The sequence below is a fragment of the Legionella bononiensis genome (genome assembly GCF_016786215.1).
In the GTDB taxonomy this organism is placed as follows: domain Bacteria; phylum Pseudomonadota; class Gammaproteobacteria; order Legionellales; family Legionellaceae; genus Legionella; species Legionella bononiensis.
Map to the genome: position 1 here is coordinate 188,110 of NZ_JADOBG010000021.1, position 13,657 is coordinate 201,766.

Below are 13,657 nucleotides of genomic sequence, written 5' to 3' on the forward strand. Positions count from 1 at the left end.
TTAGAATTCCATCTTCAAATGAACACTAACTTCGATTATGAGTAAATAACATGACCAATCGATGCTTTCATCCATAATGTGAATGGATTGAGGATTCTGTGTTTTGAATGTCCAATGTTTTTTGTCAGTGTGTTTCACTGAATTTTAAAACAGTTATAGAAGTTATCCGTGGTAATTTTGGCAATCGTTTCATAATCCATCCCCCTTAATTCAGCAATCGCTTCTGCAACATATTTCACCAGTGCTGGATGATTTTGCTTTCCTCGGTAAGGAACAGGAGCCAAATAAGGTGAATCTGTTTCAATCAATATTCGATCCAATGGAATTTGTTTTGCAACTTCCTGAAGAGCAACGGCATTTTTAAAAGTCACAATACCTGAGAACGAAATATAAAAATTAAGGTCGATAGCTCTTCTGGCAATATCAAGATCCTCAGCAAAACAATGCATTACTCCACCGATTTTATGCGCATTTTCTTCAGCCATTAATAAAAGAGTATCTTCAGCTGCCTGGCGTGTATGAATTATCAGGGGTTTTGAGGTACTTAACGCTGCTCTGATATGCTCTCTAAATCGATCCCGCTGCATTTCCTGCGCTTCATCGGTGAGCGTCCGATAATAATCAAGCCCTGTTTCACCAATAGCGATACATGCCGGGTTAGCTGCTAAATCACAAAGTAACGCTGCAGTTACCGGAGTGGCCATCTCACTATTAGGATGTACGCCAACCGAGATATTAATATTAGAGTGTGCTGCGGCTATAGCTTCTAATTGTGGGTAATCACTTAATTCAACGCAGACCGTTAGAAAATGCTGAACTCCATTTTCTTGTGCGCGAATTATTACCTCAGACAGATCATTATTAAACTCAGCTAAATCAATGAAATTTAAATGGCAATGTGAATCGACTAACATGTGAATCCTCTGTTTAAATCAAGTCAGATAGTATCCGTCATTTGCGTTGATTTTAACATTCCTGCCAAGTAAGTTTCTATTTTATTACACAGATATCTGCTGTTCTCACCCTGAAACTGCACGCCTATTCCTGATGGCTTGTTACCCTGCGCTCCCCTTGGAGTAATCCATACTACCTTTCCATTCACTGTATAAGGATCCTGTTCATTAATTAATTTAACTGATAATTGAACTAACTCACCCAGGGGGTAAATGTGATTTGTTCGGATAAAGATCCCCCCTCCTTTAACAAAAGGCATGTAAGCCAAATACAGAGAGGCTTCACTGGTAAACGAACAGTTTATCAGTTGAATTTTATCCGCCATATACCCTCCTCTTTAATACTCGTCCAGTTTACGTGCCTGGTATTAAAGAAAACAACAAGTCTTCTAAAACCAATGTATGATTTACATTCATATTATGGCTTATTTTTCTCAATAATGTATTTATTTTGTCAATTTGTGCAAATATTGAAAGAGGAGACAATAAGGTTAATAGCTTACCAAGCTGAAGGGTTGCTGGGCCTGTCACAGTAGTTTTCATGACATGCATGTTTTGTATTTGTGAATACACTAAATATAAAAACCATAAAAAACTACCCAATTCATATTGAGTCCATTGAGCCGCTAAAACACAGGGATGCTGCTTGCGTTCAATCAAGGCAATGAGTCCATCTAAAATGACATCGGCTTGATTAAAGAGCACCGCCCTTTCGGATTCCTGTGAGTAGTGTTCTCCAAGCGTCAATAAATTATTAGATGCTGAATTATCAACTGGAGAAAATGTGATAATGTGACATCGACTCAATACAGTTGGCAGTACCGTACTTAACTGTTGTGCTATTAAGATGAAAACAGTATGTTGTGCAGGTTCTTCTAATATTTTCAATAATGCATTTGCTGAAGCTGTATTCATACGATCAGCTGATTCGATGACAATTAATCGATAAGTGGATCGTTGGGGCGTTAAATAAGCTGAGCTTTGTAACTCTCTAATTTGATCAACTTTAATAGCTCCGCCATTCTTTTCAGGCTTGATCCATTCAACATCGGGGTGTTCCATACGTTCAACCATCTGACAATCACCGCATTTCAGACAAGGTTCATTCTGGCCTGATTTACACAGTAATAGACTCATGGTCTTTCTGACAAACAAGCCAAGTTCACAATGCAACGGTCCAACTAAAAGCATGGATTGTGGAACACGTTTGTTAGCAAATGCGGATTGAATCTTTTGCCATTGCTCCTGATGATTATTCATCATAATGCTCGATAAATCGATTTACTGCTTCCTGAATTGCACTACGTACATCAGTCAGAGGACGACTTGCATCAATTGTAACAATATCAGGATTGGCATTGATGTACTTTATATAGGTTTCATGCACACGATGAAAAAACTCAAGAGCTTGTTGTTCAATCCGATCAAAAGTACCGCGCTGTTTTGCTCTTTGCATTCCAATCTCGGGAGATATATCCAAATACAGCGTGAGATCAGGTTTAAACCCGTTAAGACAGAAAGCGGACAAACTTTTTATCATTTGAAGATCCAACCCTCGACCACCACCTTGATAGGCTATAGTAGATAATTCAAATCGATCAGCAATAACCCATGTTCCTTGCTGCAAAGCGGGCTTGATCACTTGTTCAATCAATTGAATACGTGCAGCATACAGCAGAAGTAATTCTGTTTTGTCATCCAGAACATCACTGTACTCAGGATTTTTAATGACTTCTCTTAATATCTCACCTACAGCTGTTCCACCTGGTTCTCGCGTCGTTATAGTACTGATATCACGTTTTGATAACTCATCAATTACGGTATTCACTGCAGTTGACTTGCCTGCTCCTTCCAATCCCTCAATTACTATTAATTTTCCCGTTAACAATGCCATTAATAGTCCTTTCGTTGATATAGATTAATCGCTTCTCGTTGTTGCTCATAGGTTTCTGAAAATTGATGAGAACCATCTCCTCTAGCAACAAAATACAAATATTTCGATAATTGAGGATGAGCCGCTGCATCTATGGATTCTTTGCCTACCATCGCTATGGGTGTTGGAGGTAAACCTCGGTACATATAGGTGTTATATGGCGATTTAATTAATAGATCATTATGGGATAATTTACCTTTATAATCCGCACCTAATGCATAAATTACAGTAGGATCCATTTGTAAAGGCATTGATTTCTTTAATCGATTGACCATTACACCGGATATCAGTTTTCTTTCCTGGGGAATGGCTGTTTCCTTTTCAATTATTGAAGCAGCAATAAGCAATTCATAAGCACTTCTATAAGGTAAATCAGAAGCTCTATGAGACCAGGAGTCATTCAAATAAGACATCAAATTGCGATGTGCCTGCTCTAATAGAGTTTTACTGCTACTGCCACCTTGATATTGATACGTATCTGCCAGCAATAATCCTTCAGCATTAGGATAATTCGCTTTAATGAATAACCAATCATCCGGATGATAGTTTAAATAATGCGCATTCAGTAAATCTTGAGACACTTTTTGCTGAGTCGTTCCTTCAATAATGGTAAATTTTTGAGTTATTACATCGCCAGCCACAATTCTCTGCAGCAACTCCATTACTGTCTCACCCGGAGTTATTTGGTATACACCCGCTTTAATTTGATGAGAGAGTCCTTTAAAACGAATGATCAGTAGCAAAAGCTTTGTTGAGTGAATCAGCTTTTTTTCTTTTAATAATTGAACGACCTGATAGGCGGATGCAGAGCGATCAATACTGATTATTTGAGCGGCATCAGTTTTGGGAATAACAGGACATTGTACTAATCTGTATATATTCCAACTGACAATAAAAAAAGACATAAAAAACACAGCAACAATACAAACTACCAGTTTTTTATGTCTTGGGGAGTCCATTTAGATTCGCTTAAATAGCAGACTGCCGTTTGTACCACCAAAACCAAGTGAATTACTTAAAACGTAATTAATGGTTCTTTTTTGTGGTGTATGCGCTACATAATTCAAATCACAACCTTCATCAGGGTTATCCAGGTTTATAGTTGGAGGGGCAATTTGATCTTTAATTGCCAAAACACTGATGATGGCTTCTACTGCTCCTGCAGCGCCTAATAAATGTCCGGTCATTGATTTTGTAGAACTCACTGCCAGGTCATAAGCATGTTGTTGAAAAATACGCTTGATGGCCTTTGTTTCATTCATATCATTAAGATACGTCGAAGTACCATGAGCATTGATATAATCCACTTGCTGTGGATTAATACCCGCATCATTAATGGCAGCTTCCATAGCACGAGCAGCACCATCAGCATCTTCATCAGGCGCCGTGATGTGATACGCGTCACCAGACATGCCAAATCCTACTAATTCAGCATAAATCTTCGCACCACGGGCCTTGGCATGTTCATACTCTTCCAAAACAAGAATACCAGCACCTTCTCCCATGACAAAACCATCTCTGTCTTTATCCCAGGGTCTTGATGCTTTTTCTGGTTCATCATTTCGTTTGGATAAAGATCGTACTGCTGAAAATCCAGCAAGACAAAGTGGTGTTGTGGTCATTTCTGCACCACCGCAAATCATGACATCTGCGTCACCATAAGCAATAATCCGACCGGCGAGTCCAATATTATGTGTTCCTGTAGTACATGCAGTGACTACAGAAATATTAGGGCCTTTTAAATTATGCTTAATAGAAATCTGTCCAGCAACCATATTGATTATGCCTGCTGGAATAAAAAATGGTGAAACTTTACGCGGACCACCAGAAACCAGTTTATCCTGATTGTTAGTAATCGTTTGAATTCCACCAATACCAGCGCCTACAGCAACACCCGTACGACGTGATAAGGCTTCATCAATCTTCAAACCAGAATCAAGCATGGCCTCTTCAGCGGCAGCAATTCCATATTGCGTAAATACATCCATTTTACGAGCATCTTTGACAGGCACATAGTTCTCAACATTAAAATTCTTGACCTTGGCCCAAATTTTAGTGCTGTATTCGCTGGTATCAAAATCATCAACCAAACCTACACCACTAACTCCTGCCAATATATTTTGCCAAGTTTCTTGTACATTAAGTCCGACCGGGGTAAGCATCCCCATGCCAGTAACAACCACACGCCGTTTATTCAATCAAAGCTCCTCGAAAAAATTAGGCTTCTTCTTTATTTAAATTAGATTCAATATAATCAATAGCTTCCTGAATCGTAGTAATTTTTTCTGCTTTCTCATCAGGAATTTCAGTTTCAAACTCTTCTTCAAGAGCCATTACCAATTCCACAGTATCCAGAGAATCAGCACCCAGATCGTCAACAAATGACGCATCATTTTTTAACTCTTCTTCCTTAACGCCTAATTGTTCAACAACAATTTTACGGACACGGTCTTCAACTGTACTCATAACTTGATTTTCCTCTTTCGGTTGATAGAAATAATTTAAAATACTGACGGTTAGTTTATTCAATTATACAGATAACGCAAGAGCATTTAATTCATATACATGCCGCCATTGACATGAATTGTTTCACCTGTAATATATTTAGCACTGTCTGACGCTAAAAAAACAACAGCATCAGCTACATCTTCCGCTTGCCCTAGTTTACGCATTGGAATTCTTTTTAACATTTCTTCTTTTACCATATCGGGTAAGGAAGTTGTCATATCTGTATCAATAAATCCAGGTGCAACAACATTAACAGTAATACCCCTACTGCCAATTTCCTGGGCTAATGACTTGGAAAAGCCAACTACACCCGCTTTTGCTGCAGTATAATTGACCTGTCCAGAGTTACCACTTGCACCCACGACTGAACCCACAGAAATGATACGTCCCCAGCGAGCTCTAAACATGGGCTTTATGCAAGCCTTGGACATTCTATAAATGGAGTTTAGATTGGTTTCTATTACCTTGTACCACTCTTCATCATCCATTCGCAACAGTAAATTATCCGCAGTGATCCCCGCATTATTCACCAGTATAGAAGGACATTGATTATTCTCAGTTAAAGTAGACATCAAGTGCTCAATTTGCTCGGCATTAGTGACATCAAGAACAATACCTTTGCCAGAGAGTTTATCTTTTTCAAAAAGAGCATTAATTGAAGCAGCTCCCTGTTCAGTAGTCGCAGTTCCAAAAACAAATGCACCATGTTTTGCCAGTTTAACAGCAATTGCCTGACCAATACCACGACTGGCTCCTGTCACTAATGCAATTTTACCTTCTAAAGTTATCATTAAGCTTCCTCTTAAGCTGGAGTATGTAATTGTTCTACAATCTGATCCAGGCTAATTGTGTCATAAACACTGACAGCCTCTAAACTTCTGTCTATTCTTTTGATAAGTCCATTGAGAACTTTTCCTGGACCACACTCTACGATTAACTCAATACCACGATTTTTGAACATTTGAATCGTTTCAACCCAACGAACCGGGCTATACAATTGCTCTTTCAATTGTTTTCTAATGTGTTGAGCAGAGTAATAAACGCTTAAATCCACATTGCTTACTACATCAATGGACGGATTTTTAAATTCAGTTTTTGCGAGACTCTCTGCAAAAAGCTCTGCAGCTTCAGCCAAAAGTGGACAATGACAGGGTACACTTACAGGAATAATTTTTGCCAAACGAGCACCTGCTTCATTGGCCAAGTCAATCATCTGTTCTACGGCCGAGGTATGACCAGCAACTACTACCTGTCCAATGGCATTAAAATTTGCCGGGGTAACTTTATGATTATCGGTACTTGCTTCTGCACACAAATTAATGACCTGCTCGTCAGTCAAACCAACGATTGCTGCCATTGCCCCCATACCTAAAGGTATGGCATTTTGCATGACCTGGCCTCTACGAGCAACTAATTGTGCTGCTTCAGATAATGATAATGAGTTAGCGCAAACCAAAGCAGCATACTCACCTAAACTATGACCCGCCATAATGACAGGTTGCGGAAATCCTTGTTGTATTAATAAACGATAAACTGCGACATCAGCAGTTAACATAGCAACCTGGGTATGCTCAGTCTGATTTAGTTTTTCAACAGGCCCATTCTGAATCAAATCCCAGAGATCATATCCCACAGCCTCAGATGCTTCTGTAAACAAATCAGTAACAATAGGATATTGAAGAGAAAAATCAGATAACATCCCTACAGATTGAGATCCTTGTCCAGGAAATACAAATGCTGTGTTAACCATAATTGAATTAGCCCTATTAATTAATTAGTAACGAATAACCATTGCGCCCCAAGTCATTCCACCGCCAAAAGATTCGATTAATAACAGTTCATCACGTTTAACCTGATTGTTTTTAATAGAATGATCTAACGCTAATGGTATGGAAGCGGCGGATGTATTGCCCTGATTACCAATAGTAACGATAACTTGTGACATGGGAAGAGATAATTTTTTAGCGATAGCCTGAATTATACGTATATTTGCCTGATGTGGAATTAACCAATTAATATCAGATTTATTTAGTTTACTGAGTGCTAATACTTCATCAACGACATCACCCATAATATTGACAGCGATTTTGAATACTTCATTACCACGCATACCAATCGTCGCGCGTTGTTCCTCAAATGTTGCATTAGGCAATGTCAAAAGTTGTTCTGAATCATAGGCTGAATGTAAGACACTACCCAAAATACCTTGGCGCTCACTTGCACTTAATACTAATGCACCAGCACCATCTCCAAACAATACACAGGTAGCTCTATCGGTCCAATCAACAGCTCTGGACATGCTTTCAGCCCCAATCACCATTATATGACGAGCAGCACCAGTGGCTATATACTGTTTTGCTATATCCATAGCATAGACAAAACCACTGCATGCAGCACCAACATCAAAGGCAGGGATTGGTTTTTTAATTTTTAATGCATGTTGTACGTGACATGCAACACTTGGAAAAAAATGATCCGGGGTGCAGGTAGCAACCAGGATTAAATCAATTTCCTCAGCGTCAAGGCCAGAAGAAGCCAAAGCCTGTTCTGCTGCTCGTGAAGCCATAAAGGACGTAGTTTCATGAGGTTCTGCAATACTGCGACTGCTAATCCCGGTTCTGGATACTATCCATTCATCATCGGTATCGAGTATTTTTTCAAGTTCAACATTAGTGAGTTGTCTTTCAGGAGAATAACTTCCCGTGCCACTAATTACAGCATTCTTCATAACAACAATCCCTGATTTATAAAATCGTTTATTTGATCACGTACTAAATCAACAACATTATTTTGTGCTTCAAGAACAGCCTGCTCAATAGCATATTCAAAACCCAATTCATTGGCACCGCCATGGCTTTTAATTACAATACCATTCAAACCAAGCATGCTAGCGCCATTATAACGAGATGGATCCAATCGATTTTTCAGATGTTTCAAAGCAGGTAAAGCAATTAAACCAGCCAGTTTTGCAAACCAGTTCCTGTTAAATGATTCTTTAAGCAAAGTCAGCAATAATTTGGCCAAACCTTCACTGGCTTTTAGTGCTACATTACCAACAAACCCATCACAAACAACCAAGTCAACATCACCGGTATAAAAATGGTCACCCTCTACATAGCCTATATAATTCATTACGGAACATTCTGCCAGCATATGAGCGGTACGTTTAACCTGATCGTTCCCTTTAATTTCTTCAACACCAATATTGAGAAGCGCGATTTTAGGTTTTGATTTTTTTTCAATTGCCTGAATTAAAGCAGATCCCATTACCGCAAACTGAAAAAGATGCTCAGCACATGAATCAACATTGGCCCCCAGATCGATGACCCAGGTTTTACCTTTTATCGTAGGTAATTCAGAAATGATGGCTGGCCTGTCAATTCCAGGCAATGTTTTTAACACAAATCGAGCCGTTGCCATTAATGCACCCGTATTACCAGCGCTTACACAGGCTTGTGCTCTTCCTTCTTTGACCAGATTTATAGCTACTCGCATGGAAGAATCTTTTTTATTACGTAACGCGTGAGATGGCAATTCATCCATGGTTACAACTTCTGATGCATGAACAACTGTAAATTGATTTGAAGACAACACACCATGCTTCTTTAATGAAGCAGTCACCTTATCCTGCACACCGACAAGGATTATTTTCAGGTCTGGATTTTTTTTAGCTGCGCGAACACAGGCAGGAATCACTACACTTAAGCCATGATCCCCACCCATCGCATCAACTGCAATGGTGATATTGTTCAAGAATATTACTCTTGTTCTTCGTAAGCTGAGGAAGAGTCAGTATCTATAACTTTTCTACCACGATAATAACCATCTGGAGTCATATGATGACGAAGATGTGTTTCACCAGTAGTAGAATCAACAGATAATGTTGGCTTGGTTAAACCGTCATGAGAACGGCGCATATCACGACGTGAGCGTGATTTTTTATTTTGTTGTACTGCCATTGTATTACTCCTAAACAATTTGCATTCATAAAGCGGGAATATTACCGATATTTTAACTTCAATCCAAGTATTAATTGCACAAAATATCAATATGCTTCAATTTTCCCAGTTAAAATTTCATTTATTTCAGTTCCACAATCCTCAATTTCAGGATGAAACTGAGGTGCATACAGATGCAATTCATCGATAACCAGTTCGACTAAATCCACCTGCCAGTTTGATGAAACAATGCATTCATAAAGCTCAAGAATCTGCTCCGCTCTTTCTTCACTTCTACATACAGCAATAGTCGTTTGATTGGCATAGTGACAAGGGAACTCACACAGGCATCGTTGACAAACGATAACTAACTCTCCTGCTGTTTGCATATGGATTAAATAATAATCATCTTTAGCTTCAATACTGTAGGTAACGGTTAACTGACATGGGCCATTGATAAAACTGGGTAATCGTTCAGTTACAGTCAGTTTCTGAGTTTGTTGACCTTGTTTGGCCATATCTTGTAAATGAAGCATGAATCAAACATCCAAAGTAATTATTATCCAACAATATGTAAAATATATCAACCAATTGAGCTTTTTAAAACAACATATTTGCATCAATAAAGACAACTTTACCATTTTCAGAAGATCAGTACAAAGAAATGAAAACACCCAATACAATTTTTTGAACAGTAGACGCAATTCACTGCACACGGGCATCTCTAAAAATCTTTCACTCCTTCTTTTCCTGTTTTTGTGAGATAATACCTCTTTTGAATTATTATTTTTGCATTGTTAACGGTATTATGGTGTATGAACGCTAAAGTCATTGTAGGTATGTCCGGGGGAGTTGATTCCTCAGTAGCAGCCTGGTTATTAAAGGAACAAGGCTATCAGGTTGAAGGTCTGTTCATGAAAAACTGGGAACAGGATGATACAGATGCATTCTGCCCTGCAGCGCAAGATCTGGCTGATGCTCAGGCAGTATGCAATCAATTGCGTATTCCTCTTCATAGCGTTAATTTTTCAGAACAATATTGGGATAAGGTATTCGCTCATTTTTTAAATGAATACGAACACGGCAGAACTCCTAATCCAGATGTCTTGTGCAATAAGGAAATCAAATTTAATGCCTTTTTAAATCACGCATTAGAACTTGGAGCGGATTACATCGCTACTGGGCATTATGCAAAAAATAAAATTGAAGGTTCTACCGGTTTTCTTTATAAAGCAAAAGATAGAGACAAAGATCAGACTTATTTTCTGCATGCTGTAGAACCCGCCGCACTGGCAAAAACTCTATTTCCAATTGGCGATTATCATAAATCGCAAATACGTGATTTTGCGAAAGAATTAGGTTTAGTAACCCATGCTAAAAAAGACTCTACAGGCATTTGTTTTATAGGGGAAAAGCGATTTAAATCTTTTTTAAAAGAATTCATTCTGGCTAAACCTGGTGATATAAAAAATATGGACGGGACTATTCTTGGAAGACATGATGGACTCATGTTTTATACTTTAGGTCAACGTCAGGGACTTGGAATTGGCGGCATGCAAAACTCCTCTGATGAACCTTGGTATGTGGTCGAAAAAGAGGTAAAAACCAACACATTGTACGTTGCTCAAGGCAGTCAACATCCAATGCTTTACGCACAAGGACTTATTTGCGGCCCTATTCACTGGTTAGCAGATTGTCAGGATAAATTACCAATCACTTGTTATGCCAAGACCAGATACCGACAGGCAGAACAGGCTTGTATGATTTCACCTCAGGATGGAAATCAACATTACATTATGTTCTCTAGTCCACAAAGAGCAATTACACCTGGCCAATATGTGGTTTTTTATGATAAAAACCAATGTCTGGGTGGAGCAACAATAGAACAAATCATCAGATAATTGTTATAATATAAAGAGTATAGTTGTACTTATTATCTAACCGGAGTATACGATGGCTGAAGTTGAGATAGCCCCTACGACAAGTGACATCCATTTTACTGTGAGTGCCGCAGATAAAGTAGCAGAATTAATTAGAGAGGAAGATAATTTTAACCTTAATTTACGTGTTTCCATCTCTGGCGGAGGCTGTTCGGGATTTCAATACGGATTCAGCTTTGATGAACAAATTAACGATGATGACACGATTGTGGTGCAGCAGTGTTCTGATGGTAAATCCTCAGTAAAACTGTTGATTGATTCGATGAGCCATCAATACCTGCATGATGCAGAAATTGATTACATTCAGGGAATTCAAGGTGAGCAATTCGTCATTCGCAATCCTAATGCAAAAACAACCTGCGGCTGTGGATCCTCATTCAGTATGGATGATGAAGACGATATGTAAATATAAAAGCCACTCACCAGAACTCAGGATTGTGGCTTTTAGTTCTACTACGGAAGTACTGCTATAAAAAAATTATTAATAGGGTTTAATAATTACTTTTGTTCCTATTTTCATAAAATTATGGCTTAACCAATAAGCGTCGCTCGGTTTTACCCTGACGCATCCGTGGCTTGCGTTGTAGTTAGGTACATCATAGGAACCATGTACCGCGTAGTATTTACTAAAAAACATACAATAGGGCATTGGTGCACCACCACCGCCAACCGGATATCGGCTGGATTTACAACCAGGACCGCCTTTGCTGATTATTCGGTATACACCTGACGGAGTTTTACACCCTCTACGAATATCAGAGCAGTAACTTTTACCTCCAGATCCTCTTCCTGTACGAACCACCTTTCCGTTTTCATTAATGGCTTTCCAGGTCAGTGTATTAGGATTAAAAATAAAAGTATTACCCGCTGAATATGCGGTTTGATACATTAATGCAACAACTGAAATAAACAAAAAACGCACTATGAACATTAAACGAAAGTTGGACTTTTCCATGATTATTCCTATTTCATTTCCATCAACTTCTATTTTAGTTTAAATTTTGAACAAATCAAACTTCAATCTTTTAAGCTGCGTTTGAAGAGGGGTAAATCTACAGCAAAATCTAAATAAATCAAATCATAATGCTGTTTAAACAGGCAAATCAGAATATTTTGTCCTAATATATATTTGAGACCCTAAAAAAGGATAATTCATCATGACAAGGAAATTGCTTCTCGCAACAACCCTAGCATTAAGTAGTGCATTTATACCCTTTGTGTCGAATGCAGAAGATACTTCCAGCCCTACTGAGATGCCTAAAGACAGTTGGCTAAGCTCAATGACTCCTTTATTGCCTGATCTAATCTGCAAAGGTTTTATACAGGATGCTGATTTGAAAAAAAGATTTGATGAAATTAAAATGACTTATGAGCAATGCGTCACGTTAATACCAGAAAGCACCAATAAATGCCAAAATGAACTTTATGGCAGCATGCCTGATAAAATTAATAGTGAGAGCGCCGCAACCTGGGGCAGATCTCTTGGAGAGTGTATCGGTAAAGATTTTGCTGAAAAATATTTGGTTCCAAAAAGTTAAATGCACATTCAAAAGAGTTCCAGCCTGCATTGATCATTTAGAGCAGGTTGGATTCTTTGCTTTAATTAAGCTATTTTGATAACCATTAAAGTATAAAGAGTCAAAACTCTCCCACGTATAAAACAATTCACCGTTACGTTTCTTCACTCCAATGATTGACACCCGATTTCTTAGTCAAAAAATTAACAAAATCATGGTGAGCCGCAAGTTCTTCATCATTAGGTCTGACGATAACTGGATTTGCCAGTTTTAAAGCACTGGATTCATTAATATTAATCGCCAGATTACTGGTGACCGTCTCTGTATCTGAAAATAAACTGGCCTGACCACCAGTCATGGCCAGATAAACAAATGCTAATATTTCCGCGTCTAACAAAGCTCCATGCAGCTGCCTGTTGGAGTTATCAATATTATAACGCTTGCATAATGCATCAAGACTGTTGCGTTGACCTGGATGCTTTTCTCTCGCCAAGACCAGAGTATCAAAAATATCGCAGTATTCTTCCAGTTTTTTCTTCCAGTGAACGTGTTTCAATTCTGAGTTGAGGAATCCAACATCAAACGGTGCATTGTGTATCACTAATTCAGCACCACCTACAAATTGAAGAAACTCTGAAACCACATCTTTAAATAAGGGCTTATCTTGTAAAAATTCAGTACTGATACCATGCACACGAAAAGCCCCCTCTTCCACATCCCGTTCAGGATTCAGATAAACGTGAAAATGCTTTCCGGTTAATTTTCGATCAATCAATTCAATACAACCAATCTCAATAACCCGATGGCCTTGCTCAGGACCTATACCAGTTGTTTCTGTATCTAAAATTATTTGCCTCATCAATCCGCC

General features: G+C 38.6%; 18 protein-coding genes. 3 read left to right on the forward strand and 15 right to left on the reverse strand.

The window, feature by feature from the left end; all coding sequences use genetic code 11:
- Window positions 1-134: 134 nt before the first annotated feature.
- The 13 genes from IZU94_RS13415 to IZU94_RS13475 form a co-directional block, all read right to left on the reverse strand.
- A complete protein-coding gene (locus tag IZU94_RS13415; RefSeq protein WP_203111390.1) occupies window positions 135-914 on the reverse strand; it encodes a TatD family hydrolase in 780 nt (259 codons plus the stop codon).
- 23 nt (window positions 915-937) lie between these two features.
- Window positions 938-1,279 (reverse strand): PilZ domain-containing protein, encoded by a 342-nt coding sequence (locus tag IZU94_RS13420; RefSeq protein WP_203111406.1) that lies wholly within the window; start codon window positions 1,277-1,279, stop codon window positions 938-940.
- A 28-nt stretch (window positions 1,280-1,307) separates the two neighbouring features.
- Window positions 1,308-2,213 (reverse strand): DNA polymerase III delta subunit-related protein, encoded by a 906-nt coding sequence (locus IZU94_RS13425; RefSeq protein WP_203111630.1) that lies wholly within the window; start codon window positions 2,211-2,213, stop codon window positions 1,308-1,310.
- Window positions 2,206-2,847 carry a dTMP kinase gene (tmk, locus tag IZU94_RS13430; RefSeq protein WP_203111410.1) on the reverse strand — a complete coding sequence of 214 codons (642 nt, stop codon included), beginning with the start codon at window positions 2,845-2,847 and terminating at the stop codon, window positions 2,206-2,208. The genes IZU94_RS13425 and tmk overlap by 8 nt, the downstream gene beginning before the upstream one ends.
- Window positions 2,847-3,845, reverse strand: coding sequence for an endolytic transglycosylase MltG (mltG, locus tag IZU94_RS13435; RefSeq protein WP_203111423.1), 999 nt, complete (start codon window positions 3,843-3,845; stop codon window positions 2,847-2,849). The genes tmk and mltG overlap by 1 nt, the downstream gene beginning before the upstream one ends.
- Window positions 3,846-5,084: a beta-ketoacyl-ACP synthase II gene (gene fabF / locus IZU94_RS13440; RefSeq protein WP_203111426.1), complete on the reverse strand. Its 1,239-nt coding sequence runs from the start codon at window positions 5,082-5,084 to the stop codon at window positions 3,846-3,848.
- Between the two features lie 19 nt (window positions 5,085-5,103).
- Window positions 5,104-5,394 (reverse strand): acyl carrier protein, encoded by a 291-nt coding sequence (gene acpP, locus IZU94_RS13445; protein WP_420798055.1) that lies wholly within the window; start codon window positions 5,392-5,394, stop codon window positions 5,104-5,106.
- Window positions 5,395-5,438: 44 nt separating this feature from the next.
- Window positions 5,439-6,185, reverse strand: coding sequence for a 3-oxoacyl-ACP reductase FabG (fabG, locus tag IZU94_RS13450; RefSeq protein ID WP_203111429.1), 747 nt, complete (start codon window positions 6,183-6,185; stop codon window positions 5,439-5,441).
- A gap of 11 nt (window positions 6,186-6,196) precedes the next feature.
- Window positions 6,197-7,144 (reverse strand): ACP S-malonyltransferase, encoded by a 948-nt coding sequence (gene fabD / locus IZU94_RS13455; protein ID WP_203111432.1) that lies wholly within the window; start codon window positions 7,142-7,144, stop codon window positions 6,197-6,199.
- Between the two features lie 24 nt (window positions 7,145-7,168).
- Complete coding sequence (locus IZU94_RS13460; RefSeq protein WP_203111434.1) at window positions 7,169-8,122, reverse strand: beta-ketoacyl-ACP synthase III; 954 nt, start codon at window positions 8,120-8,122, stop codon at window positions 7,169-7,171.
- Window positions 8,119-9,147, reverse strand: a complete 1,029-nt coding sequence (gene plsX, locus IZU94_RS13465; RefSeq protein WP_203111435.1) for a phosphate acyltransferase PlsX — start codon at window positions 9,145-9,147, stop codon at window positions 8,119-8,121. The genes IZU94_RS13460 and plsX overlap by 4 nt, the downstream gene beginning before the upstream one ends.
- A 5-nt stretch (window positions 9,148-9,152) precedes the next feature.
- Window positions 9,153-9,353 carry a 50S ribosomal protein L32 gene (gene rpmF, locus IZU94_RS13470; RefSeq protein ID WP_058473169.1) on the reverse strand — a complete coding sequence of 67 codons (201 nt, stop codon included), beginning with the start codon at window positions 9,351-9,353 and terminating at the stop codon, window positions 9,153-9,155.
- Window positions 9,354-9,439: 86 nt separating this feature from the next.
- Window positions 9,440-9,868: a YceD family protein gene (locus IZU94_RS13475; protein WP_203111436.1), complete on the reverse strand. Its 429-nt coding sequence runs from the start codon at window positions 9,866-9,868 to the stop codon at window positions 9,440-9,442.
- Window positions 9,869-10,147: 279 nt separating this feature from the next.
- On the opposite strand from IZU94_RS13475, the gene mnmA reads away from it, so the two are divergent.
- Entirely contained in the window at window positions 10,148-11,233 is a 1,086-nt protein-coding gene (mnmA, locus tag IZU94_RS13480; RefSeq protein WP_203111437.1) for a tRNA 2-thiouridine(34) synthase MnmA, read from the forward strand.
- A 52-nt stretch (window positions 11,234-11,285) separates the two neighbouring features.
- Complete coding sequence (gene erpA, locus IZU94_RS13485; RefSeq protein WP_203111438.1) at window positions 11,286-11,678, forward strand: iron-sulfur cluster insertion protein ErpA; 393 nt, start codon at window positions 11,286-11,288, stop codon at window positions 11,676-11,678.
- 75 nt (window positions 11,679-11,753) lie between these two features.
- Here erpA and IZU94_RS13490 read toward each other — a convergent pair whose 3' ends face one another.
- The gene (locus tag IZU94_RS13490; RefSeq protein WP_203111440.1) at window positions 11,754-12,227 is read right to left on the reverse strand and encodes a L,D-transpeptidase; all 474 of its coding nucleotides are present in this window, start codon (window positions 12,225-12,227) and stop codon (window positions 11,754-11,756) included.
- Between the two features lie 202 nt (window positions 12,228-12,429).
- Here IZU94_RS13490 and IZU94_RS13495 point away from each other — a divergent pair, with 202 nt between their 5' ends.
- The gene (locus IZU94_RS13495) at window positions 12,430-12,810 is read left to right on the forward strand and encodes a hypothetical protein (protein ID WP_203111443.1); all 381 of its coding nucleotides are present in this window, start codon (window positions 12,430-12,432) and stop codon (window positions 12,808-12,810) included.
- A gap of 133 nt (window positions 12,811-12,943) precedes the next feature.
- On the opposite strand, the gene dnaQ is transcribed toward IZU94_RS13495, so the two are convergent.
- The gene (dnaQ, locus tag IZU94_RS13500) at window positions 12,944-13,648 is read right to left on the reverse strand and encodes a DNA polymerase III subunit epsilon (RefSeq protein WP_203111446.1); all 705 of its coding nucleotides are present in this window, start codon (window positions 13,646-13,648) and stop codon (window positions 12,944-12,946) included.
- Window positions 13,649-13,657: the final 9 nt, after the last annotated feature.

What these genes read in the sequence shown, in the direction of transcription:
- IZU94_RS13415 (WP_203111390.1), bottom strand. Translation starts at nt 914, where the DNA reads ATGTTAGTCGATTCACATTGCCATTTAAATTTCATTGATTTAGCTGAG.
- IZU94_RS13420 (WP_203111406.1), bottom strand. Translation starts at nt 1,279, where the DNA reads ATGGCGGATAAAATTCAACTGATAAACTGTTCGTTTACCAGTGAAGCC.
- IZU94_RS13425 (WP_203111630.1), bottom strand. Translation starts at nt 2,213, where the DNA reads ATGAATAATCATCAGGAGCAATGGCAAAAGATTCAATCCGCATTTGCT.
- tmk (WP_203111410.1), bottom strand. Translation starts at nt 2,847, where the DNA reads ATGGCATTGTTAACGGGAAAATTAATAGTAATTGAGGGATTGGAAGGA.
- mltG (WP_203111423.1), bottom strand. Translation starts at nt 3,845, where the DNA reads ATGGACTCCCCAAGACATAAAAAACTGGTAGTTTGTATTGTTGCTGTG.
- fabG (WP_203111429.1), bottom strand. Translation starts at nt 6,185, where the DNA reads ATGATAACTTTAGAAGGTAAAATTGCATTAGTGACAGGAGCCAGTCGT.
- fabD (WP_203111432.1), bottom strand. Translation starts at nt 7,144, where the DNA reads ATGGTTAACACAGCATTTGTATTTCCTGGACAAGGATCTCAATCTGTA.
- IZU94_RS13460 (WP_203111434.1), bottom strand. Translation starts at nt 8,122, where the DNA reads ATGAAGAATGCTGTAATTAGTGGCACGGGAAGTTATTCTCCTGAAAGA.
- rpmF (WP_058473169.1), bottom strand. Translation starts at nt 9,353, where the DNA reads ATGGCAGTACAACAAAATAAAAAATCACGCTCACGTCGTGATATGCGC.
- IZU94_RS13475 (WP_203111436.1), bottom strand. Translation starts at nt 9,868, where the DNA reads ATGCTTCATTTACAAGATATGGCCAAACAAGGTCAACAAACTCAGAAA.
- mnmA (WP_203111437.1), top strand. Translation starts at nt 10,148, where the DNA reads ATGAACGCTAAAGTCATTGTAGGTATGTCCGGGGGAGTTGATTCCTCA.
- erpA (WP_203111438.1), top strand. Translation starts at nt 11,286, where the DNA reads ATGGCTGAAGTTGAGATAGCCCCTACGACAAGTGACATCCATTTTACT.
- IZU94_RS13490 (WP_203111440.1), bottom strand. Translation starts at nt 12,227, where the DNA reads ATGGAAAAGTCCAACTTTCGTTTAATGTTCATAGTGCGTTTTTTGTTT.
- IZU94_RS13495 (WP_203111443.1), top strand. Translation starts at nt 12,430, where the DNA reads ATGACAAGGAAATTGCTTCTCGCAACAACCCTAGCATTAAGTAGTGCA.
- dnaQ (WP_203111446.1), bottom strand. Translation starts at nt 13,648, where the DNA reads ATGAGGCAAATAATTTTAGATACAGAAACAACTGGTATAGGTCCTGAG.